The organism is Nocardioides sp. NPDC057772 (assembly GCF_042798075.1).
Lineage (GTDB): Bacteria > Actinomycetota > Actinomycetes > Propionibacteriales > Nocardioidaceae > Nocardioides.
The window spans coordinates 1-20,754 of record NZ_JBHVKN010000081.1 but is presented as its reverse complement, the minus strand read 5'-3'; the positions used below and the strand labels follow the sequence as shown (position 1 = coordinate 20,754).

At 67.3% G+C, this 20,754-nt stretch carries 17 protein-coding genes; 6 read left to right on the top strand and 11 right to left on the bottom strand.

Annotated features, from left to right (window positions below):
• Window positions 1–76: 76 nt before the first annotated feature.
• Window positions 77–559, top strand: coding sequence for a GNAT family N-acetyltransferase (locus tag ACFVJS_RS15055; RefSeq protein ID WP_378881476.1), 483 nt, complete (start codon window positions 77–79; stop codon window positions 557–559).
• A gap of 36 nt (window positions 560–595) precedes the next feature.
• Here ACFVJS_RS15055 and ACFVJS_RS15050 read toward each other — a convergent pair whose 3' ends face one another.
• Window positions 596–2,119, bottom strand: coding sequence for a hypothetical protein (locus tag ACFVJS_RS15050; RefSeq protein ID WP_378881474.1), 1,524 nt, complete (start codon window positions 2,117–2,119; stop codon window positions 596–598).
• A gap of 1,954 nt (window positions 2,120–4,073) precedes the next feature.
• Window positions 4,074–6,644, bottom strand: coding sequence for a replicative DNA helicase (locus tag ACFVJS_RS15045; protein ID WP_378881479.1), 2,571 nt, complete (start codon window positions 6,642–6,644; stop codon window positions 4,074–4,076).
• 612 nt (window positions 6,645–7,256) lie between these two features.
• On the opposite strand from ACFVJS_RS15045, the gene ACFVJS_RS15040 reads away from it, so the two are divergent.
• On the top strand, window positions 7,257–8,612 hold the full coding sequence (locus ACFVJS_RS15040) for an MATE family efflux transporter (RefSeq protein ID WP_378881471.1): 1,356 nt from the start codon (window positions 7,257–7,259) through the stop codon (window positions 8,610–8,612).
• Window positions 8,613–8,646: 34 nt separating this feature from the next.
• Here ACFVJS_RS15040 and ACFVJS_RS15035 read toward each other — a convergent pair whose 3' ends face one another.
• Complete coding sequence (locus tag ACFVJS_RS15035) at window positions 8,647–9,315, bottom strand: hypothetical protein (RefSeq protein ID WP_378881467.1); 669 nt, start codon at window positions 9,313–9,315, stop codon at window positions 8,647–8,649.
• Between the two features lie 115 nt (window positions 9,316–9,430).
• The gene (locus tag ACFVJS_RS15030) at window positions 9,431–9,757 is read right to left on the bottom strand and encodes a helix-turn-helix domain-containing protein (RefSeq protein WP_378881464.1); all 327 of its coding nucleotides are present in this window, start codon (window positions 9,755–9,757) and stop codon (window positions 9,431–9,433) included.
• Between the two features lie 148 nt (window positions 9,758–9,905).
• Between ACFVJS_RS15030 and ACFVJS_RS15025 the strand changes: the two genes are divergently transcribed.
• Window positions 9,906–10,481 carry a DinB family protein gene (locus ACFVJS_RS15025; RefSeq protein WP_378881461.1) on the top strand — a complete coding sequence of 192 codons (576 nt, stop codon included), beginning with the start codon at window positions 9,906–9,908 and terminating at the stop codon, window positions 10,479–10,481.
• Between the two features lie 68 nt (window positions 10,482–10,549).
• Here ACFVJS_RS15025 and rplI read toward each other — a convergent pair whose 3' ends face one another.
• The 7 genes from rplI to ACFVJS_RS14990 form a co-directional block, all read right to left on the bottom strand.
• The gene (gene rplI / locus ACFVJS_RS15020; RefSeq protein WP_378881459.1) at window positions 10,550–11,002 is read right to left on the bottom strand and encodes a 50S ribosomal protein L9; all 453 of its coding nucleotides are present in this window, start codon (window positions 11,000–11,002) and stop codon (window positions 10,550–10,552) included.
• 11 nt (window positions 11,003–11,013) lie between these two features.
• Window positions 11,014–11,250, bottom strand: a complete 237-nt coding sequence (gene rpsR, locus ACFVJS_RS15015) for a 30S ribosomal protein S18 (RefSeq protein ID WP_008355445.1) — start codon at window positions 11,248–11,250, stop codon at window positions 11,014–11,016.
• Window positions 11,251–11,347: 97 nt separating this feature from the next.
• Window positions 11,348–11,935: a single-stranded DNA-binding protein gene (locus ACFVJS_RS15010; RefSeq protein ID WP_378881456.1), complete on the bottom strand. Its 588-nt coding sequence runs from the start codon at window positions 11,933–11,935 to the stop codon at window positions 11,348–11,350.
• 109 nt (window positions 11,936–12,044) lie between these two features.
• On the bottom strand, window positions 12,045–12,332 hold the full coding sequence (gene rpsF / locus ACFVJS_RS15005; RefSeq protein WP_008355448.1) for a 30S ribosomal protein S6: 288 nt from the start codon (window positions 12,330–12,332) through the stop codon (window positions 12,045–12,047).
• Window positions 12,333–12,435: 103 nt separating this feature from the next.
• A complete protein-coding gene (locus tag ACFVJS_RS15000; protein WP_378881453.1) occupies window positions 12,436–15,687 on the bottom strand; it encodes a heavy metal translocating P-type ATPase in 3,252 nt (1,083 codons plus the stop codon).
• A gap of 5 nt (window positions 15,688–15,692) precedes the next feature.
• Entirely contained in the window at window positions 15,693–15,896 is a 204-nt protein-coding gene (locus tag ACFVJS_RS14995) for a heavy-metal-associated domain-containing protein (RefSeq protein ID WP_378881450.1), read from the bottom strand.
• Between the two features lie 34 nt (window positions 15,897–15,930).
• Complete coding sequence (locus ACFVJS_RS14990) at window positions 15,931–16,251, bottom strand: metal-sensitive transcriptional regulator (protein ID WP_378881447.1); 321 nt, start codon at window positions 16,249–16,251, stop codon at window positions 15,931–15,933.
• Between the two features lie 73 nt (window positions 16,252–16,324).
• On the opposite strand from ACFVJS_RS14990, the gene ACFVJS_RS14985 reads away from it, so the two are divergent.
• The 3 genes from ACFVJS_RS14985 (at window position 16,325) to ACFVJS_RS14975 (ending at window position 20,607) form a co-directional block, all read left to right on the top strand.
• A complete protein-coding gene (locus tag ACFVJS_RS14985) occupies window positions 16,325–17,119 on the top strand; it encodes a deoxyribonuclease IV (RefSeq protein ID WP_378881444.1) in 795 nt (264 codons plus the stop codon).
• A 203-nt stretch (window positions 17,120–17,322) separates the two neighbouring features.
• The gene (locus ACFVJS_RS14980) at window positions 17,323–19,362 is read left to right on the top strand and encodes an acyltransferase family protein (RefSeq protein WP_378881441.1); all 2,040 of its coding nucleotides are present in this window, start codon (window positions 17,323–17,325) and stop codon (window positions 19,360–19,362) included.
• Between the two features lie 639 nt (window positions 19,363–20,001).
• Entirely contained in the window at window positions 20,002–20,607 is a 606-nt protein-coding gene (locus ACFVJS_RS14975) for a DUF5317 family protein (protein ID WP_378881438.1), read from the top strand.
• The last annotated feature ends 147 nt before the right edge of the window (window positions 20,608–20,754 follow it).

The following is a 20,754-nucleotide window of genomic DNA, read 5'->3' as shown; positions in this document are numbered from 1 at the left end:
GCCCCCTCCCTCCCTGCAGGGGCGCTCACGCCGGCGCACGCTTGTGTGTGGCCATCCACCAGCGACACTTGGGCGCATGAGCTTCTCGATCCGCACCGGGTCCATCGGCGACGTGGATCGCTGCGTCGATCTGTGGACGCGGGTGATCGTCGCCCGCGACGGGTCGGACGTCGCCGCCGAGGCCATGGAGCGAGCGCACGCGGCGTTCACGGAACCGACCGTACGCTTCGCCGTCGTCGGGTCAGCACCCGACGGCTTCGCGCTCACGCTCACCAGAGACGACGGCGTCGCGCTCCTGTCCCGGCTCTGCGTCGACCCGGCTGTCACCTCACGCGGCATGGGCGCGGCTTTGGTCGCCGACGCCGTCGAGCATGCGCGGGAAGCCGGGTTCCAGCGCATCGAGCTGGATGTCAGAGAGACGAACGTACGCGCCATCGCGCTCTACGAGCGCGCCGGCTTCGCTGCTGCCTCCGAGCCGTGGGCGTACGACGAGGGGGATCGTGTCGTGACGTGGGCTCTCGATCTGACGCCGTCGACGCCGGCGTCGGGACGGCGTTGACGTTCGTCTACGCCGCACCTGCCGATGGCTGTGAGGTCAGTTGTTCGGGCATCGCCTTGCGGTCCGGGCAGAGAACGAGACGGTGTCGAATGCCCAGACGACCAAGTCGTACTGCCCTCCCGCGGCATTCTCGAAACACGTCTCCCCCGCACCGACGTTCACAACGTCCCCGGAGGGCGTGAGGAGCTGACCCTCGACCCAGGAATTGATGATGAAGGTCGTGCCGGCCGGAGCGGTGAAGCGAAACCGGCCCGCTCCTGACGACACGCGCGGTCCACCGGACACAGGGCCGCCATCGAGGGTCGCATCCGTCGTGGCGATCGGCTCCAGCATGTCGCTCACCTCGATTGGATCGAGCTCGTGCGGGACGTAGCGCAGCGTATGTGTGCCGGATTTCGGCAGCCGAAGCACACGGGCGTTTCCGTAGGACGTGCGCACGGTGTAGAGCGTCTCGACCGCAAGACCGTCAGGGTCGAGGAAATAACGGTAGGGAAATGGCCACTGTTCGTACTCAGACACCGTCAGCGTGTACATGTCATCGGCCGCTGCTGGTACGGACGCTTCCAGGATCTGGCCGGGACGGTCCTGGCCAAACGCCAACGTCTTGGACGTCGACGTCCAGATCGTGACCGGTCCCGAGATCCCGTCGTAGACGTGAGAGGTCAACCGATACGTACCCGTCGCCGGCGCACGGAAGACTGACACGCGGTGCTGGTATGGCTCCAGCGTGGCGATCGGGGTGCCGTTGAGCTCGACGTTGACCGTCGAGGCCCGGGCCTCCGCGTTGATGGCGACCGACACCAAGTCACCGGCAGTTGCGGGGAGCGTCAGCGAGGCATTGCGAGTAACGGTGTCGGCGACGAGAGCGCCGATCTGGATCTCCTGGTTCATCGCCAGCGGGACCGGCCGCTGAACGGCGCTGAGGGTGGTGGAGTAGCCACTCAACCGCGGCCCCGAGGGCGAGCTCACCATGCGGAAGCGCCAGCCGTTCGGGCGCCTCTCGACATCGACGCGGTAGCGCCCCGCGGAGTCGGCAACCGCACCGGGCCCTGTCGTGATCCATCGGCTGGTCGCCTGGTCCCAGTGCTGCACGTTGACGGTGGCGTACGCCGGGGCGACGCCCGTCACCCGGGTGATCCAGAGGCGGTCGGACCGGAGGAACACCGAGGTCGTGGCCGTCACCTTCGGGCGCCACGTCACCGTGATGGAGAGCGTCGGTGACGTCGCAGCTCCCTGGCCGAGCTGAGCTGGCTTGTGCACGCGGTAGCGCTGTACTCCCCGTGGCGGCGTGATGCGGAAGGAGAAACGCCGGGTGTCGACGAGTTTCTTGCTCGCCACCCGGCGCCACGCACCGTCGTACCAGCGCTGCAGGTTGACGACGCTGCCGAGCTTCGCCCCCGACGCCGTGCCGCTGATCCGGACCGCCGATCCCTCGCTCACCTTGGAGGCCGATGCGGAGACGGAGATCGTGACGGTCGCGCTCGCCGGCGGCGCCTGCAGGGCGGCGAGGCTGAACATCAGTGACAGAGCGCCCACAACGGTGAGCACCGACTTCCGCATATCTGCTCCTAAAGTCTGGCCCCGAGAAGGCCTGAGCATTAAACCAAGCGCGGGTGACGTCGGCAACGCCTATCTGCACTGCCGCTCGGAACGTCGCGACGCAGAGGAATCCCAGCCGTCGACGCCGCTGTGCGGTAGAGGTTCAGCCCTTCTCCGAGAAGGGCCACCACGGCCGACGCGTGGCGTGACTAGACACGTTCGACCTCACCGGCAGTGGCCTTGGTTGCGCGGGTGCTATGCGGCCGCGCTTGAGGTCCAACTCAGCCAGCCGCTGATGAGCTAGGACCGGTTCGTATACGGACCATGGTCTGCCAGAGACCGTTCGCACGAAAACCGGGGCGCCCACCGCGACATTCTGAAAGTCGGGGTCACCAGTACGCCACCAGTAGATGCGCGCCAACCACTCGAACTCGCCCTCGAGAATCGTGTATCCCCGAAGTGACGGCGCTTCTGAGTGCGGCCGGCTTCCATTGCCCACTAGGCCTTGCCCACGCATGATGTTGGCGGCGCTCCAGACCAAGTCCTCGTCGTCCACACCGCTGCTCGCGGCGTACGCAGCGTCCTCGTCACAATCGTTGCCACCGAACAACGCGAACGTCAGGAGTTGGCGCACGCCGACTGTGTGCGAACTAAACCAACCCTGCCGCCGGGTCGGGTCGACGCGCGGGACGGCGCCGTCTAGGTTCTGCCTTGAGCCGAACAGACATAGGTTGACTTCGGCTCCATTCCATAGGTAAGTCGCTCCGACCATGGCAGCGTGGGGTGTGACGGAACCGCCGACAAGGTCAGCCAGAAACGCGGGGCTGCGTCCACGCAGAAACATCGAAGAAGCGTTCGGGTCCCATCCCCACGGTGCGTGATCGCCGACGATCGCGTCGGCCGCTTCCGCCCAACCGTGTCGAGTCGAAGGGTGCTGTTGCTCTGGATCCCAGGTGATGTCTCCGCCAACGCCGCCGGGCCGTATCGAAAGCGTTGTCTTTGGAGCCCGAGGGGGTGCGCCCTGGTTGTCCTCGATGATCTTCCGAGCCAGTCGTTCGGAGAAGTACAGATAATCACGCACGCCAGGTCTCCTGTCTTGCCCCGATCGATCGCCGCCCATCCAGTGTGTCCTGTTCCCCTTGCCATCGGGTCGTTTCCGATGACCGACAACTCATGGGCGAGTTCTACGATTTCGCACGACGCCAACGCCCGGCTACGCCGAAAGGCTCCTGGCTTGCTGGATGAGCATCCTGAGTGCGCTGATCTGGGTTGTTCGAACGAGACGCGAGGACGGCAGACTCGTTCCCGCGGTCGGGTCGAACGTCCAACGCGGCGAGGCAAATGCCAATTGGTGCCAGACGGCAACGACAGGACCCGAGCCCCATCGCTCCCTCAATCTCTTGCGTCCACGCACGCGCGTAGCAACTATCTCGCGGCCTTCGTGGAGTCCCGCTCACATTTGGCCGGGATCGATCAGGCTGCCGAAATTCTCACGAAGCCACGGCGCCTGGACTCCTGGAGATTGTCGCGGAGTTCGCGCTCAACGACGCTCTCCAAGCGGTCAGGCACCTGGCATCCGCAAGTCGCCCCACCACCTCTGCCATATCCGGCAGGCTGGGAGTCGACGCATCGGAGTTCAGGCGGGACCGCTCGGGTCAACTGAACGCAGAGATCGTGGTCGCACGCGCGACCGATGAGCTTCACCTTGCAACGGTGAGGGTTGGTCATGGCTTGTTCCTCTGGTTAGGCCCGTCTAGGGGGATTTATCCAGAGGCACTACGCTTGCGACTGCACAGGCGGTGACGTAGTTGCCTCTGTATTGGGACGGGCGCTGCAACGCCCGTCCCAACTTCTTTTCTATCCGGTTGTCCCAGGTCGCTCGCGCAACCTGGGGGGTAGTGGGTGAATCCCGACGACGTAATTACAAATCGATCGAAGATTCGCATGCTCGCCGCGCTTTCGGATGCATTGCGTCTCAGTGGGCCATGTCGACGAAGCGGCTGTAGTGACCCTGGAACGCGACGACGAGGTCGCGGGTGGGGCCGTTGCGGTGCTTGGCGATGATGACGTCGGCCTCGCCGGGGCGGGTCGACTCCTTCTCGTAGACGTCGTCGCGGTGGAGGAGGACGACCATGTCGGCGTCCTGCTCCAGGCTGTTGTGGGCCGCGATGCCGTTGACGACAAAGTTGTGGACTCCCATGACCGTGGCGTCATAGACCGGCAGGTCACCGATCGGTTCGACGGACTTGATGGTGTCCCAGTAGACGTCGTTGGTGGCCATCACCTCTAGGTCGGCACTTTCGAGGACCGTCGCGACGTCGGCGAGGCGCTCGCGGCTCGGGGAGTGCCTCCACATCGATGATCCGGAGAACTGGCTGCCCATGGCAGCCGCGAACTCGCGCTGAGTCATCCCCTGGTCCGTGAGGAGGGCACGTACATCTGCCCAGACCTCCTTCGGGACCGTGTCGAGGTTGGTGTTGCCGCGAACATCTCGGATCTTGTCGCCCAGCGCTTCGGCCTTCCGTCCGCGCTCACCGTGGACACCGATCTCATCGATGAAGCGGAGCTGGTTCTCCGTGCCGTAGATCAGGAGGTGCCAACCGTCGCGGTAGCTCTCCTTCGTCGCCTTCTTCACGCGGGTGAAGATGTTGAACCTGCCCAGGAGGCGAGCCAGGTCGTCGACCAGGCGACGGCTGGTCGAGGCGTAGTAGATCCTGCCCTGTGAGGCCTTCTCGTCCCAGCGGACCGAGCCGTCGGTGGCCCAGATGTGGCGGAGGAAGAGACCGACCTGCTCCTTGGGGAGTGCGAAGACCCAGTCGGGAACGAACTTTTCGTGCGAGCGGAGGCCGAAGAGTCCGTCCTCATCGAGCCAGGCGGCGATCGGGTTCCGCTTGCCGTGGGTCAGGCGGTAGGGGGCGGGCAAGCGAAGGGTGGTGACCCGCGCGGCTTCGTAGTCGTCCCTCTTGGGAGTGATGCCGAACCGTCGCTCGGCGGCCTCGGAGACAGCGGTCAGGCTGGCCTCGTCGATGCTGGCGTAGCGGATCGGCTGACGCTTCACGAACGAACCATCGCCGAGGAGATGGGCGAGCAGCACGATCTCGTCGTCATTGCCGCGTCGTTCGTTCAACGGCGGAGGTACGTGGCGGATGGAACCGATGCGGGAGCCTTCGGTCAGCTCAGAGAGCGGCATCCAACCGTCGTAGGTGAGGAACTTGTGGTTGCCCGTCGCCTGGATCCGGCGGCCGGAGGCCAGCGTAAGCTCGAACACCGGTTTGATGCCGCTCGGGAAGGCATGCGTCAACGTGCGCGGAACGAGCTTCAGGCGGTCATCGAGGGCCCAGACAGGTACGTCCTCGGCGCCGGTCTCCAACAGCTCACCAAGAGTGATCTCGGCATTGTTGTCGGCGCGGAGCAGGCGCGTCTCTGCCGTGAGGCAGCCCGACTCACGGAGGTCGGAGACCGCCGGGCGCTTGTCGGCGCGCTGCTCGGAACCACGGTTGAGCTGGGACAGCGCGATGATCGGGACCTCGAGCTCCTTGGCCAGCAGCTTGATCTGGCGGGAGAACTCGGAGACCTCGAGCTGACGGGACTCGACCTTCTTGCCGGAGCTCATCAGCTGGAGGTAGTCGATGACGATGAGCCGGAGGTCGTGGCGCTGCTTGAGCCGTCGGGCCTTGCTCCGGATCTCCATCATCGTCATGTTGGGACTGTCGTCGATGAACATCGGCGCACTGGAGACCTCGCCCATCTTGCGGGCGAGCTTGTTCCAGTCGTCGTCGGACATGTTGCCGTTGCGGATGTGGTTGAGCGGCACCTTCGCCTCGGCGCTCAGGAGACGCATGGTGATCTCCGAGCGGCTCATCTCCAGGCTGAAGAAGACGCTGGTCAGGTTGTTGTGGATCGAGGCCGCGCGGCAGAAGTCCAAGGCGAGGGTTGATTTGCCCATAGCAGGGCGCGCCGCGACGATGATCATCTGACCCGCGTGGAAGCCGTTGGTGAGCTCGTCGAAGTCGGCGAAGCCGGTGGGGACGCCGTAGAGGCCGGCCTCACGGTTGGAGATCGCCTCGATCTCGTCGAGGACGCCGTCCATGATGTCGGCGAGCGGGGAGTAGTCCTCACCCGAGCGCTTGTCGGTGAGCTTGAAGACCTCGGCCTGGGCCTCGTCGACGATGTTGTCGACCTCGCCCTCGCCGGCGTAGCCGATCTGCACGATCTTGGTGCCGGCCTCGACCAGGCGCCGCAGCACGGACTTGTCGCGGACGATCTCGCCGTAATAGGCAGCGTTGGCGGCGATCGGGACGTTGGAGGCGAGGGTGTGCAGGTAGGGAGCGCCGCCGATGCGCTCGAGCTCGCCCTTGCGGCGCAGGTCGTCGGCGACGGTGACCATGTCGGCCGGCTCGCCGCGGCTGTAGAGATCGAGGATCGAGTCGTAGATCGACTCATGGGACGGGCGGTAGAAGTCGGTGCCGCGCAGCGTCTCGGAGACGTCGGCGATGGCGTCCTTCGAGATCAGCATCGAACCGAGGACGGCCTGTTCGGCGGCCATGTCCTGCGGTGGTGTGCGGTCGTTGGCCGCGCGCGGGGCGTTGCCCGGTTCGTAGGCCGCAGGGCCGTCGCCCCACTCCTCGAACGGGGGCTCCGGGAAGTCGCCCGGACCGTCCATCGAACCGGTCTCAGTGACGCTCATTCCCTTGCCCTCCGTGGTCTGCGGACCGTCGTCGCGTGTTCCGTGGTCGATCCGGTCCCACGCTACGGGCGGGCACCGACAGTTTCTGCTCCCACAGATCTGGGCCGACCCTCGACGACACCTCAAGTCTCCGCGACCTTACGTCGCAGACCGCATCGGCGACAGGTGGTTATCCACAGGCCCTGGGGATAACCAGGGGATAGCGGTGGACGACACCCTGGTCAATGTGAACAGCCTGGGGAAGTGCCTGTGCATAACTGGTGCAATGCCCTCGGTAAAGGCCGCTTGACCTGGGGTTTTGCTGTCCATAGGTTGTGGACGGAAGAAAGTACGCTCCCCATTCGTCTTTACCGCCGAGATCGCCGTCCCTGGTTGGGCGTTTTGTCGACATAGCGCCGCAGCGACGTTTTCCACAGGTTTTCCACCTGCCCTGAACAACGCTCCGAGCCGACGGTGTTTAACCTTGTGACCGTGACGACCCCGGCGGATGCGAAGACCTACTCGAAGGCCGACCGCCGAGTGCTCGACAAGGAGATCTGGCGGCTCGCGATCCCCGCCTTTCTGGCCCTCGTCGCCGAGCCGCTGTTCCTCCTGGCCGACTCCGCGATCGTCGGCCACCTCGGCACCCGCGAGCTCGCCGGCCTCGGGGTCGCGGGCGTCGTGCTCCAGTCGATCGTCGGCCTCTGCGTCTTCCTCGCATACGGCACCACCGCATCCGTGGCCCGCCGCATCGGCGCCGGCGACACCGCCGGCGCGCTCCGCCAGGGAATCGACGGGATCTGGCTCGCGGTGATCATCGGGGTCGTCGTCACCGTCCCGGTCATGGTTCTGGCCGAACCGCTCAGCCGGGCGATCGGCGCGGGTGACGACGTGGTCGGCCCGGCGACGACCTATCTCCGGATCGCGGTCCTCGGGGTGACGCCGCTGCTGATGATGCTGGCCGCGACCGGCGTGCTCCGCGGTCTCCAGGACACCAAGACGCCGCTGGTCGCGGCGGTCGTCGCCAACGTACTCAACATCGTGCTCAACCTCGCCCTCGTCTACGGCGCCGGCCTCGGCATCGCCGGTTCAGCGATCGGCTCGGTGATCGCACAGGTGCTGGCGGCCGGGATGCTGACCTACGTCGTGGTGCGCGCCGCCCGCGGCGAGAACGCGCCGCTGCACCCGGATCTCCCTGGGATCCGCGCCGCCGCGCGGGCCGGCGTGGCCCTCGTCGTGCGTACGCTGACGCTGCGCGCGGCGCTGCTGGTCACGACGTACGCCGTCACCCATCTCACCGTCGGCGACCAGGCCGTCGGGCTGGCGAGCCACCAGATCGCCTTCACGCTGTGGACGTTCCTGGCGTTCGTGCTCGATGCGATCGCGATCGCCGCCCAGGCGCTGACCGGGCGGTCGCTGGGGGCCGGGGACATCGGGGAGACGCGGGCCATCACCGCCCGGATGGTGTGGTGGGGCGTCGTGATCGGGGTCGCGGTCGGCGTACTTCTGGCTGCCCTCTCGCCCTTCCTCGGCGCGCTCTTCACCGAGGACCGGGCGGTACGCGAGCTGCTGGTGCCGGTGTTGATCGTGGCGGCAGTCGCACAACCCGTCGCGGGCGTGGTCTTCGTGCTCGACGGGGTGCTCATCGGCGCCGGCGACGGGCGCTACCTGGCGTGGGGCGGGATCTGGACCCTGGTCGCGTACGTGCCGCTCGTCGCTGTGGCCGTCGCCCTGGGCGGCGGGCTGGTGTGGGTGTGGGTCACCTTCGCGATCGGCTTCATGGGGGCGCGCTTCGTCGTGCTGACTCTTCGAGCGCGGAGCGACCGCTGGCTGGTCACCGGGGCCTGAGCGTCAACGACCAGCGAGCGGGCGAACAGCTCGCTCAGGCGTTGCTGGTGACCGCGATCGGGTTGTTGGCCGCGTCGGTGGCGTTGACCGCGTACGTCGCCGCGAAGGAGACCTTGTCACCGTTCGCGATCCCGGCCATACCGCACATGAAGCCCGAGACGTTGGCGAGCGTCAGAGTGGCCTCGCTGCCGGGCAGGGACAGGGTGCCGGACGAGGCACCGTTGGTGTAGTTGCCGGCCACGGACCCGGAGGCCGTGAACGAGCAGCCCGATCCGCTCACCTTGGCCGTGATCCCGCTGATGTTGCCAGCGGTGGTGCCGCTGGCGGTGTCGCCGGTCGCGTTGAGCGCCCAGCTGCCCGAACCGGTGATGGTGAACTCGATCCCCAGCGGGCCGGTGCAGTCGGTGAAGGAGACGCTCGAGCCGTTGAGGGTCGCGATCCCGGTGCCGCTGAGACCCTGGCCCACGGTCGTGGAACCCGAGATCGAGCTGCCGCTGCAGGTGACCGACGTACCGGCGGTCTCGTCGTGGAAGGTGATGTTGCTCCCCTGCGCTCCGAAGGCGACACTCGATCCGGCGGCTGCGGAACCGGCGCTGACGTTGTAGCTCGAGGCGGCGAAGGCTGCTGGTGAGGCGAGGCCGATCGCGACGACGGCCGCGACCGGTGCGACGGTGAATCTGGCCAGCTTGGACATGCTCGACATGACACGCTCCTCTGGTGGTGGGGTCGGCCGAGGGTTCTCGGCCGACGATCACGCTAGAAGCGGCGCGGTGTGTGCGGGCCGGTCCCGACCAGGGACCCGCACTATTTCGTCCATATCAACAACATGTGTCCCGGTTACCTTTCGCCCGGCGTCGCTTCGCGTACGCAGCCTCCGCCCGCCACCGCGGCAGCGCCGAGCGCAGCGCGCGCATCATCGCCAGCCTGAGAGCCGGGTCGTGCAGATCCGGCCCGAGGAGCTCGCGGAGAAGACGTACGCGGTAGGCGGCCGTCGACGGTGGCAGCTTCATCCACACCGCAACATCGGCGGGCCGGTCGACGCCGTTGTGCAGCATCACCTCGAGCGTCTCGCCGAGAATCCACCTGGAGTGCGGCTTGACCTCCTCGAGCTTTCCCAGCACGACTCGGTTGTCATCGGTAGACATGGGGGACCTCCCGAATGGCCGCCAGCGGATCCCCGGCGATCCGCAAAAGAACAGGTTATAGATCCACCCGATGTTTCGATGGGGTTTCGAGACAACCCGTCCCACATACTCGGTTGCGCCGGAACCCGCTTGGCGCGAAGGTCAGCACATGCCTGCTGATCCGAAGACAACGTTGAAGACCTACATCGACGCACGCCGCGAGGCGCTCATCTCCAAGGTCGAGGACCTGCCGGAGCGAGAGGCCCGGATGCCGCGTACGCCGACCGGCACCAACCTGCTCGGCATCATCAAGCACGTCACCGGGGTCGAGGCCGTCTACCTCGGGGCGACCTTCGGCCGCCCGTTCCCGCATCCCGAGGAGCTGGTCTCGGAGGAGGACTACGAGGTCGATCCACAGGCGGACTGGTACGCCACCGAGGACGAGACCACCGAAGGGATCATCGACCGCTACCGTCGCGTCATCGCTCACGGCAACGAGACGATCGACGCGCTGCCGATCGACACCGTCGGCCACGTACCGCACTGGGGCGGTGAGGAGGTCACCCTCCACCAGATGCTGGTGCACCTCTTCGCCGACCTCGCCGGCCACTGCGGCCAGGCCGACATCCTCCGCGAAGAGCTCGACGGCGCGGTCGGTTGGCGCAAGGCCGGCGACAACATCCCCTCGGAGTACGACTGGCCGGGCTACGTCGCGAAGCTCACCGCCATCGCCGAAAAGTTCTGAGCCGGACTCCTCGACGACAACGAACAGGCCCGCCTCCCGAAGGAGGCGGGCCTGTGTGAATCCCTAGATCAAGCGGGGACCACGTTGAGGGCCAGCTTGGCGGACACCTCGTCGTGGAGCTTGACGGAGACCTCGTGGGCACCGAGGGACTTGATCGGGTTGCCCAGCGCGATGGTGCGCTTGTCGATCGACTCGCCGGTGGCCTCGGAGACCGCGGAGGCGATGTCGGCGGCGGTGATGGCGCCGTAGAGGCGGCCGTCCTTGCCGGCGCGGACCTTCACGTTGACCGTGTTGGCCTCGAGCTTGCCCTTGATCTCGGAGGCGTGAGCCTCGTCGCGCACGGAGCGAGCCGCACGCGCAGCCTTGATCGACTCGACCTGCGACTCGGCGCCACGGGTCCAGCGGATGGCGTCGCCACGCGGGATCAGGTAGTTGCGGGCGTAGCCGTCCTTGACCTCGACGACGTCACCGGCGGAACCGAGCCCGGTGACCTCCTGCTGAAGGATGATCTTGGTAGCCATGTCGATCCTCCTCAGCGACCGGTGGAGGTGTAGGGCAGCAGAGCGACCTCGCGCGCGTTCTTGACGGCGATGGCCACGTCGCGCTGGTGCTGGACGCAGTTGCCGGTCACGCGGCGGGCGCGGATCTTGCCGCGGTCGGAGATGAACTTGCGGAGGAGGGTGGCGTCCTTGTAGTCGACACCGGTCGCCTTCTCCTTGCAGAACTGGCAAACCTTCTTCTTAGGCTTGCGAATCACTGCCTTGGCCATTGTGGTGCTTCCTTTCTAGAAGCCCGGCCCCGCCGCGGAGCGGCTTATGGGTTGAGTGCCGGAATGGTTGAGGGATTCGAATATATGGATCTGTTGATCAGAAGGGAGGCTCGTCGTTGCCCACGCCCGGGGTCGCCCACGGGTCGTTGGCCGGCGCGCCGCCGCCCGCGTTGGCGGGCTGCTGCGGAGCCGGCGAGGCCCACGGGTCGTTGCCGGCCGGGGCCTGCTGGCCACCACCCTGGGGGCCGCCGTAGCCGCCGCCCTGGTTGTAGCCACCGCCCTGGTTGTAACCGCCGCCGCCACCCTGGCCGCCGGACTGCCGGCTGGTCTTGGTGACCTTGGCGGTCGCGTAGCGGAGCGAGGGGCCGATCTCGTCGCACTCGAGCTCGAAGACAGTGCGCTTCTCGCCCTCACGCGTCTCGTAGGACCTCGACTTCAGGCGGCCCTGGGCGACGACACGCATGCCGCGCTGCAGGGACTCGGCGACGTTCTCAGCGGCCTGGCGCCAGATCGAGCAACGCAGGAAGAGGGTCTCCCCGTCCTCCCACGAGTTGGTCTGCCGGTTGAAGCTGCTGGGCGTCGAAGCGATCGTGAAGTTGGCCACCGCTGCACCGGACGGCGTGAAGCGAAGCTCCGGGTCGTCGGTGAGGTTGCCGATCACGGTGATGACGGTGTCGCCTGCCATGAGATCTCCCTTGAGTCTGATCTGGGTGTCGGTGTCGGTTCAGGAGCTGTTTCCCGTGTGGGCCCAACATAGGGCCCCGCACCGACATTTTCCGACGGTGACATCCGCGTCACTTGGACGGGCGGATGACCTTCGTACGCAGGATCTGCTCGTTGAGGCCAAGCTGGCGGTCGAGCTCCAGAACGGTCTTCGGCTCGGCGGTCAGGTTGACGACGGCGTAGATGCCCTCGGCGTTCTTGTTGACCTCGTAGGCCAGACGGCGACGTCCCCAGACGTCGACGTTCTCGACGGTGCCACCATCGTTGGTGACGACCTTCAGGAACTTGTCAAGGGTCGGGGCGACGGTGCGCTCGTCGAGGCTGGGCTCGAGGATCACCATTACTTCATAGGCGCGCATAGCGTTCTCCACCTCCTACGGACTCGGCGGCCATGGTCTCTCCATGGCAGGAGGGCTGATGCGATGTCCCGTCTCCATCTGTGAAGAGGGACGCGTCAGCGTATCAACCAGCGGAACCCTCGACCGAATCCCCGGCCTCGACCGTGAACGGCACCGTGATCACCTCGCCGTCGCCCAGCCGGAACTGGGCCCAGAGGCGGTAGAGACCGGCCTTCGGTACGTCCAGGTGCAGCCCGAGCTCGGGGCCGAACGTGGCCCCGGGGACCGCCAGCTCGTCGCCCTCGGCGTGACCGTGCACGAACGTCTCGCCGTCCGCGCTCATGACCACGACGTGGCCGGCGGCACCGAGATACGGTTGTAGATCGTCGACAATCTTCCCACTGCTGTCCTCGAACCGGAAGTGCAGATCGCCCTGCTGGTCGGCGACCAGCGTGCCTTCGAGCGTGACGGTGAGATTGTCGACAGTCGACGATCTCGGGCTCGCCTCGAGCGGGACGGCCGGGGGCTGCGTACCGTCGATCGTGAGCTGCTGGCGGTCGAGGACGTCGGCGATGTCGGCGCGCCGGCGGAACTCGGTGTCGACGCGGTAGGTGCCTCCGGCGGGGAAGGTCACGTCGGTCTCGAGCTCGCCCGGGCGGCCGGTCGGCTCGGCGTGCAGGTGGCGGAACCAGGAGAGGTCCGCACTGGTCACGATCACGTGCATCCAGGCCTGGTGGGTGCGGCCGAGGTCGGACACCGGCTCGCCGGTCGCGGCGTCCGTGACGAGGAAGCGGAGCCCGCCGTCCCGCCGGGTGATGGCCACGTCGATGCCGGCCTCCTCCGAGGCGACCGGGGCGAGGTCGACCTCGTGCATCTCGCTCATCGACGGGCGCATCGGGCTCATCCCCTGCGCCCACTCCAGGATGCCGTTCATGCCCCGCTGAGCCGGCTCGGTGCGCGACAGGTAGGTCAGCGCGGCGCCGATCGAGAGCGCGACCACGGCCGTGACCAGCAGATATCCACCGTCACGAACCTTGGTGACGAAGCCACGCCCGGCGTACGCCTCGGGGGTATCAGGACGCCGGAAGCCGCGCAGGCGCAGGGCGTTGGTGACCACGCTGACCGAGCTCATCGCCATCGCGGCGCCGGCGAGGACCGGGTCGAGAAGGGCGAGCGCGGCGACCGGGATGAGCAGCACGTTGTAGGCGAACGCCCAGAACAGGCCCTGCTTGATCGTCGCAACCGTGCGGCGGGAGAGCGCCAGCGCGGTCACCACGCCCCGGAGGTCGCCGCCGACCAGGGTGATGTCGGAGGCGGCCAGGGCGACGTCGGTGCCGGTGCCGATCGCGATCCCGACGTCGGCCTGGGCCAGCGCCGGGGCGTCGTTGATCCCGTCGCCGACCATCGCGACGACCTTGCCCTCGTCCTGGAGCTGCTGGATGCGGGCGAGCTTCTGCTCGGGCAGGAGACCGCCGGCGGCGTGGCGTACGCCGACCTCGTCGGCCACCTTCGCCACCGTCGCGGCCGCGTCGCCGCTGAGGATGTGCACCTCGACGCCCGACTCCTCGAGCAGGCGCACGGTCTCCTTGGCCTCGTCGCGGACCTGGTCTTCGACGCGGATCGCCCCGGCGTACGCACCGTCCACCGCGACCAGGACCGAGCCGTTGTCGGCGGCCTCGATGCCCTCCTCGGCCAGCATCGCCGCGTTGCCGACGACCACCCGGCGTCCGTCGACAACGGCACTGATCCCGCGTCCCGGATGGGCTTCGAATGCCGAGACGTCAGGCACGCCGGCCGAGACGTCACGTACGTCGGTCGAAAGGTCGCTCGCGCCGGCCGAGACGTCACGGGGTGACTTCTCGGCCGACGCAACTGACGCTTCGGCCGACGCGGGTGACGCCTCGGCTCGGGTGCGGAGCGCGGTCGCGAGGGGGTGGTCGCTGCCGGTCTCGGCGGCCGCTGCGACCCGGACCAGAGCGTCCGGCGTCCAGCCGGCGGCCGGGGCGATCTCGGAGACCTCGGGCTTGCCGTGGGTGATGGTGCCGGTCTTGTCGAAGACGATGGCGGTCACCGAGCGGGCGCGTTCGAGGGTCTCTCCCGAGCCGACCAGCACGCCGAGCTCGGCGGCGCGTCCGGCGCCGACCATGACGGCGGCCGGCGTGGCCAGGCCCAGGGCACAGGGGCAGGCGATGATGAGGACGGCGATGGCCGCGGTGACGGCGCTGGTGAGTCGCTCGGCGTCGGGGCCGAGGACCAGCCAGCCGACGAAGGTGAGCGCGGCGACGACCAGGACGGCGGGCACGAACACCTCGGAGACCCGATCGGCCAGGCGCTGCAGCTTGGTGCCGGAGCCCTGGGCCGACTCGACCATCGCGATGATCTGCGCCAGCGTCGTCTCGGAGCCGACCGCGGTCGCCTCGATCTCGAACGAGCCGGTCTGGTTGATGGTCGCGCCGATGACGATGTCGCCCTCGGCCTTCCGCACCGGGTCGCTCTCACCGGTGAGCATGGACTCGTCGACGTAGGAGGCACCGGCGACGATGCGGCCGTCGACCGGGATCTTCTCCCCGGCGCGGACGCGGATCCTGTCGTCGACCTGCAGGTTCGCAACCGGGACCGTGACGTCGCGACCGTTGCGGACGACCGTGGCCGTCTCCGGCATCAGTCCGACGAGGGCCTTGACCGCGTCAGCCGTACGCGACTTGGCCCGTGCCTCCAGCCAGCGGCCCATCAGCACCAGCGCGACGATGACCAGAGAGGTCTCGAAGTAGAGGTGGAGCGGCAGGCCCCACGCCTCGGCTTGCCGCATCCAGAGGGTCACGAAGGCGCTGTAGGCGAAGGCGATGCCGGTGCCGAGCGTGACCAGGGTGTTCATGTCGACGGAGCCGTGACGGATGCCCCGCACCGCCGCGACGTAGATGTCGCGGCCCGCCCACCACTGGGTGATCGCGGCGACCACGAGCACGATCGACATGACCGGCTCCATAGCGTTGACCGGGAGGGGGACGTACATCAACGCCATCAGGCCGAGCCCCACCGCCAGGGCCGTGATCCACCGCCGCTTGAGCTGGACGAGCTCTGTCTCGCGGCGTACGTCCCGATCGTCTTCGTCTGTCGAAGGCTCCTGCGGATTGTCGACAGTCGACGATCGCAGGACCGCCTGATAGCCCGCCTTCTCGATGGCGGCGCTGATCTCGGCGAGGTCGGTGCGGGTGGGATCGAAGTGGACCAGCGCGGTCTCGGTGGCGAGGTTGACGTTGGCGTCCTCGACACCTTCGACGCGGCTGATGGCCTTGGTGACCCGGCGCACGCAGCTCGCGCAGGTCATACCCTCGATCTCGAGCTGCTGCTCCGTGGGAGTGGCGGTGGGGCTCATGGTGATCAGGCCAGCGAGTAGCCGGCCTCTTCGACGGCCGCGCGGATGGCGTCGTCCGAGATCGGCTCGGAGGAGGTGACGGTGACGTTGCCGGAGGCCAGGTCGACGTCGACGTTGCTCACGCCGGCGATCTCGGTGACCTCCTCGGTGACGGAGGCGACGCAGTGGCCACAGGTCATGCCGACGACGGTGAAGTTCTGGGTGCTCATGAGACTCTTCCTAGGGTTGTTGGATTGTTGACAATCAGGACCGCACAAGGCGAGCGATGGCGGCGGAGGCCTCGGCGAGCTTCTCGTCCGCCTCGGTGCCGCCGCTCTGGACCGCGCCGGCGACGCAGTGACCGAGGTGCTCGTCGAGCAGCCCGAGAGCGACCGCCTGGAGCGCCTTGGTGGAGGCGGAGATCTGGGTGAGGATGTCGATGCAGTAGGCCTCGTCCTCAACCATCCGCTGCAGCCCGCGCACCTGGCCCTCGATGCGCTTGAGGCGCTTGAGATAGGCCTCTTTGTTCTTGTTGTGAAGGTATCCGTGATCCGCGTGGCCTTCGTGCCCGCTGTGCTCGTCCATAGCGACTACCATACCCCCGTAAGGTATGAAGTCAACCCCGAGGAATGTCGGTGCCGCGTCCTAGACTGGGCCCATGGCTGTTGCGATCGGTGCCCACGTAGACCAGACCGACCCCGTCGCCGAAGCGACCGCGCGCGGGGCGAGCCTCGTGCAGTTCTTCCTCGGCGACCCGCAGTCCTACAAGGGCCCCGTGGTGACGTACGCCGACGGCGCGGCAGCGCTCAAGGCCCGCGCCGAGGAGGCCGGCGTCGACCTCTACGTCCACGCGCCCTACATCATCAACGTCGCCACGACGAACAACCGGATCCGGATCCCGAGCCGCAAGCTCCTCCAGCAGCACATGGACGCCGCGGCCGAGGTCGGCGCCAAGGGCCTGATCGTCCACGGCGGTCACGTCAACAAGGACGACGACCCGGCCAAGGGCTTCGACAACTGGCGCAAGGCGATCGAGGCGACCGACCTCAAGATCCCGCTGCTGATCGAGAACACCGCCGGCGGCGACAACGCGATGACGCGCTACCTCGACCGGATCGCCGGCGTCTGGGAGGCCATCTCCACCGCCGAGGGCGCGGACAACGTCGGCTTCTGCCTCGACACCTGCCACGCCCACGCCGGCGGCAACCCGCTCGAGACGGTGGTCGAGGACGTCCGCAAGATCACCGGCCGCATCGACCTGGTCCACTGCAACGACTCCCGCGACGAGTTCGACTCCGGCGCCGACCGCCACGCCAACTTCGGCGCCGGCCGCATCGACCCCGAGCTGCTCGCGGGCGTGGTCCGCGACGCCGGTGCCCCGGTCATCTGCGAGACCCCGGGCGGAGCGGCGGAGCACACCAGCGACTTCGCCTGGCTCCGCGAGCGAATCTGACCGATTCTCACCGAATCTTCACTTCTGTCAGCCGAGTCTTGAGTTCTGGCGGACGAAACGACACATTGGTCCGCCACAACCGAAGATTCGTTCGCCACAACTGCGGTCTCGCTCGCCAAAGGTGAAGATTCGGCTGAGAATCAGACCACCCAGCGGGACTGTCAGCTATGACCCATCAGGGCCATTGACATAGGCTTTTTTGAATGAGTTCGAACTGGCGCGCCGATGTTCAAGGTCTCCGTGCCGTCGCTGTCGGTCTGGTGATCGCAGGACACGCGGGACTCTCCGGGTTCGAGGGTGGATTCGTCGGAGTCGACGTCTTCTTCGTCCTCTCCGGGTTCCTGATCACCACCCTGCTGCTGCGTGAGACCGACCGCAGCGGCACGGTCAGCATCAGCCAGTTCTATGCCCGACGCGCCCGACGGATCCTCCCGGCGGCGACCGCGACGATGCTGGTCGTCCTCACCTACAGCGCCATCGTCCTGCCCCAGACACGCACCGACCAGATCGCGAGCGACGCGGGCTGGGCGGCGGTCTTCCTGGCCAACGTCCACTTCGCCGGCGAGGCCGTCGACTACTTCAACAACGCCGCGCCGTCGCCGTTCCAGCACTACTGGTCGCTCTCGGTCGAGGAGCAGTTCTACGTCGTCTGGCCGCTGCTGGTGCTCGCGGTCGCGCTCTGGATCCCGAAGCACCACCGGCGCCGGGCGATCACCGCGCTCGCCGCCCTCGTGGCGGTGGTCAGCCTCGCCTGGTCGCTGCACGTCACCGCCACCGACCCGACCACGGCCTACTTCTCCACCCCTGCCCGGGCGTTCGAGCTCGCCGCCGGCGCGCTGCTCGCCTGCGTCGCGGGGCGCCTGACGCACATCAAGAAGCCGTACGCCGCAGCCCTCGGCATCGCCGGCGTCGCGACGCTCGCCTACGCCACCACGAGCTTCAGCGAGGAGACCCACTTCCCGGGCTGGCACGCGCTGGTCCCGGTGCTCGCCACCGTTGCTCTCCTGGTCGCGGGCCCCGCGACCCCGACCGGCTGGCTGCTCTCCAAGCAGCCGCTGCGCTACCTCGGTGACATCTCGTTCAGCCTCTACCTGTGGCACTGGCCGATCCTGATCCTCGCACCCGAGGTGATCCCGGGCGGGGGCGTACGCCAGCTGCTGATCATGCTGGCGCTCATCCTGGCTGCCTCCGCGGCGAGCTACCACTGGATCGAGATGCCGTTCCAGCGCCACAAGATCCCGCACCTCACCAAGGGCCGCCGCGCGCTCGCCCTCTGGCCCGCCGCCGCTGCGCTCGCGCTGGTCGCGGGCACGAGCTCCCAGGCGTACGCCGGCTATCAGGTGGACGTCGCCAAGGCCAACGCCGAGGAGTGGTTCAAGGAGAACCCCGACGTCCTCGAGACCGACGACAAGCCGGTCACCGGCGTGCTGAAGACGACGATCGAGGCCGCCGAGGACGGCGCGCCGCTGCCGCCGGAGGCCAAGTTCGACGCCAGCGACTCGTGGGCCGAGCGGGGCGGCTACTGCTACGCGGGCTACGGCGAGACCGAGCTCGACGGCGACTGCGTCTACGGCGACGGCAAGGCCGACCGCACCGTCGCCGTGGTCGGCGACTCCCACATCGGGATGTGGCTGCCCGCGCTCGACACCCTCGCCGAACGCCAGCACGTGAAGCTGGTTCCGTACGTGAAGCTCGGTTGCGCTGCGTACGGGGTCAAGCAGAAGTCCTCGAAGATGACCGTCGAGGAGTGCGAGGACTTCCGCAAGTGGACCAACGAGCAGATCGCCGAGCTCGACCCCGACACGATCGTCGTCGGCGCTCGCGGCATGCTCGACATGGAGGAGCGCGACGGCGTCTCGACCGAGGAGCAGTGGCGCCAGGGCGTACGCGACGGCGTCCGGTCCTTCGAGAAGATCACCCCTGACGTACGCGTCTTCGCCGATGTCCCCGCGGTCGACAACGACCCCGGCGAGTGTCTCTCCGACGCCCGCAACCTCCTCGAGGACTGCGTCGTGAAGGCCGACGGCACCGAGGTCGACTCCAACGAGGTGACCCAGGAGGCGCTCGAGGGCACGGAGGCCACGTACGTCGACATCGTCGACCTGGTCTGCACCGAGCGGTGCCCGCTCGTCGTCGGCGATGTCGTCACCTACTACGACGACTCGCACATCACCGCGACCTGGGTCGACCGGGTCACCCCGGCCCTCGGCAAGCGCCTCGGCCGGCTGGACCGTTCCGCGTAGAACACATTTCAGTTCTGCGCTCGCGCAACCATTGCCGTCGCGCTGCGGGCACGGGACAATCGAAAGTTGCCGGGCGGGGCAGTCAAGTCCCCTCACCGCCCCGCCCGGCCTACGCCCCCGGCCCCCGTTTGGGCCGCCTGGCGCGGGTTGGGCATCCCCCTCGTGCCCAACCCCCGCAGCGGCCCCGAACCGCTGGCCCTCCCCCGAAGGCCGCGGCGTCAGCATCCGAACCGAGTTCCCCCGAATCTCGGCCCGGACAGCCCCAAGGAGTACGCGCCGATTGCGCTGATACGTGCGAGTCGAGAAAAAGTTCTGACGATTTCCCGTCGTGGCGGGCGAGTGCATCTGAAATGCTGGCGTAGGCCGCTGCAGCGAGGCCGGGCTCGACCCACAGACCTGCATATGGCCAAGCCCCGGACCTGCGTATTGCCGCACGATCCGCCTGCAGGCGGCCGCGGCGTCAGCGACCTTCAGGTCCGAGCCGATGAGGGCGTACGACCCCTAGGAGTGCAGCGCACGCCAGGTGTGATCTCCGCTCCTTGGGTCGGAAGAAGCACGCCTTGGAGCGATAGTTGACGCAGGGACTCTTCCCCCCCCCGTTCAAATCCCACTACCGTACGGCGGGTGCCAGGCCCCGGAATGCTCACGCTGATGATGCTGCCAGCAGTCATCGGCCTCATCGTCGTCGCCCGCCCGAACGTCGCGACCTCTCTGACGAAACTGCAAGGAGTCTGGCTGATTGCCATCGCGGCCGTGCTCCAGTTCGTGCAGAACAACGGGTGGTGGCCCGAGGAGTTCCCGGAGGCGACCGAACGACGTCTCTACGCAGTCCTGGTTGTCTGTGTCGCGGTTGGTTTCTGCTGGCTGAACCGATCGTTCTCATCTAGCCGAGCGGGCCTCTGGGCCCTGTGGTTGATCCCACTGGGCACAATGTCGAACGCCATTCCGATCGCAGCACTTGGAGCAATGCCCTACAGCCTTTCTGGCGCGCGGCTCGCCGGATACTCGGACGCAGAGTTGGTCACTGACGCCCCTGGCTACATCCGCCTTGGAGATGTATCCCAGCTTTGGACCCCGCTCGCGGACCTTCTCCCGATCCCCATTCTGATGAAGGTTCTCAGCATCGGCGACCTGTTCCTGTTCGCCGGTCTCGTCCTCTTGGTGATCGCCTGCTCGCGACCGACCGCGGAGCGCGGGTCGGAAGCCGTCACTGCTCCTGGCGGGGCCTCCCAGACGTCGGTGTGACCTATCACCGATTCGTTCTCTACCCCACGAGAGGAGGAACCGATGTCGATCAACGACCTGAAATCCCGTATCTACCTCGCCGGCGCAACCATCGTGCCGACTGCACTGGCGGTCTACGCGCTCGCAGCACCTCACAACGACCCGCAC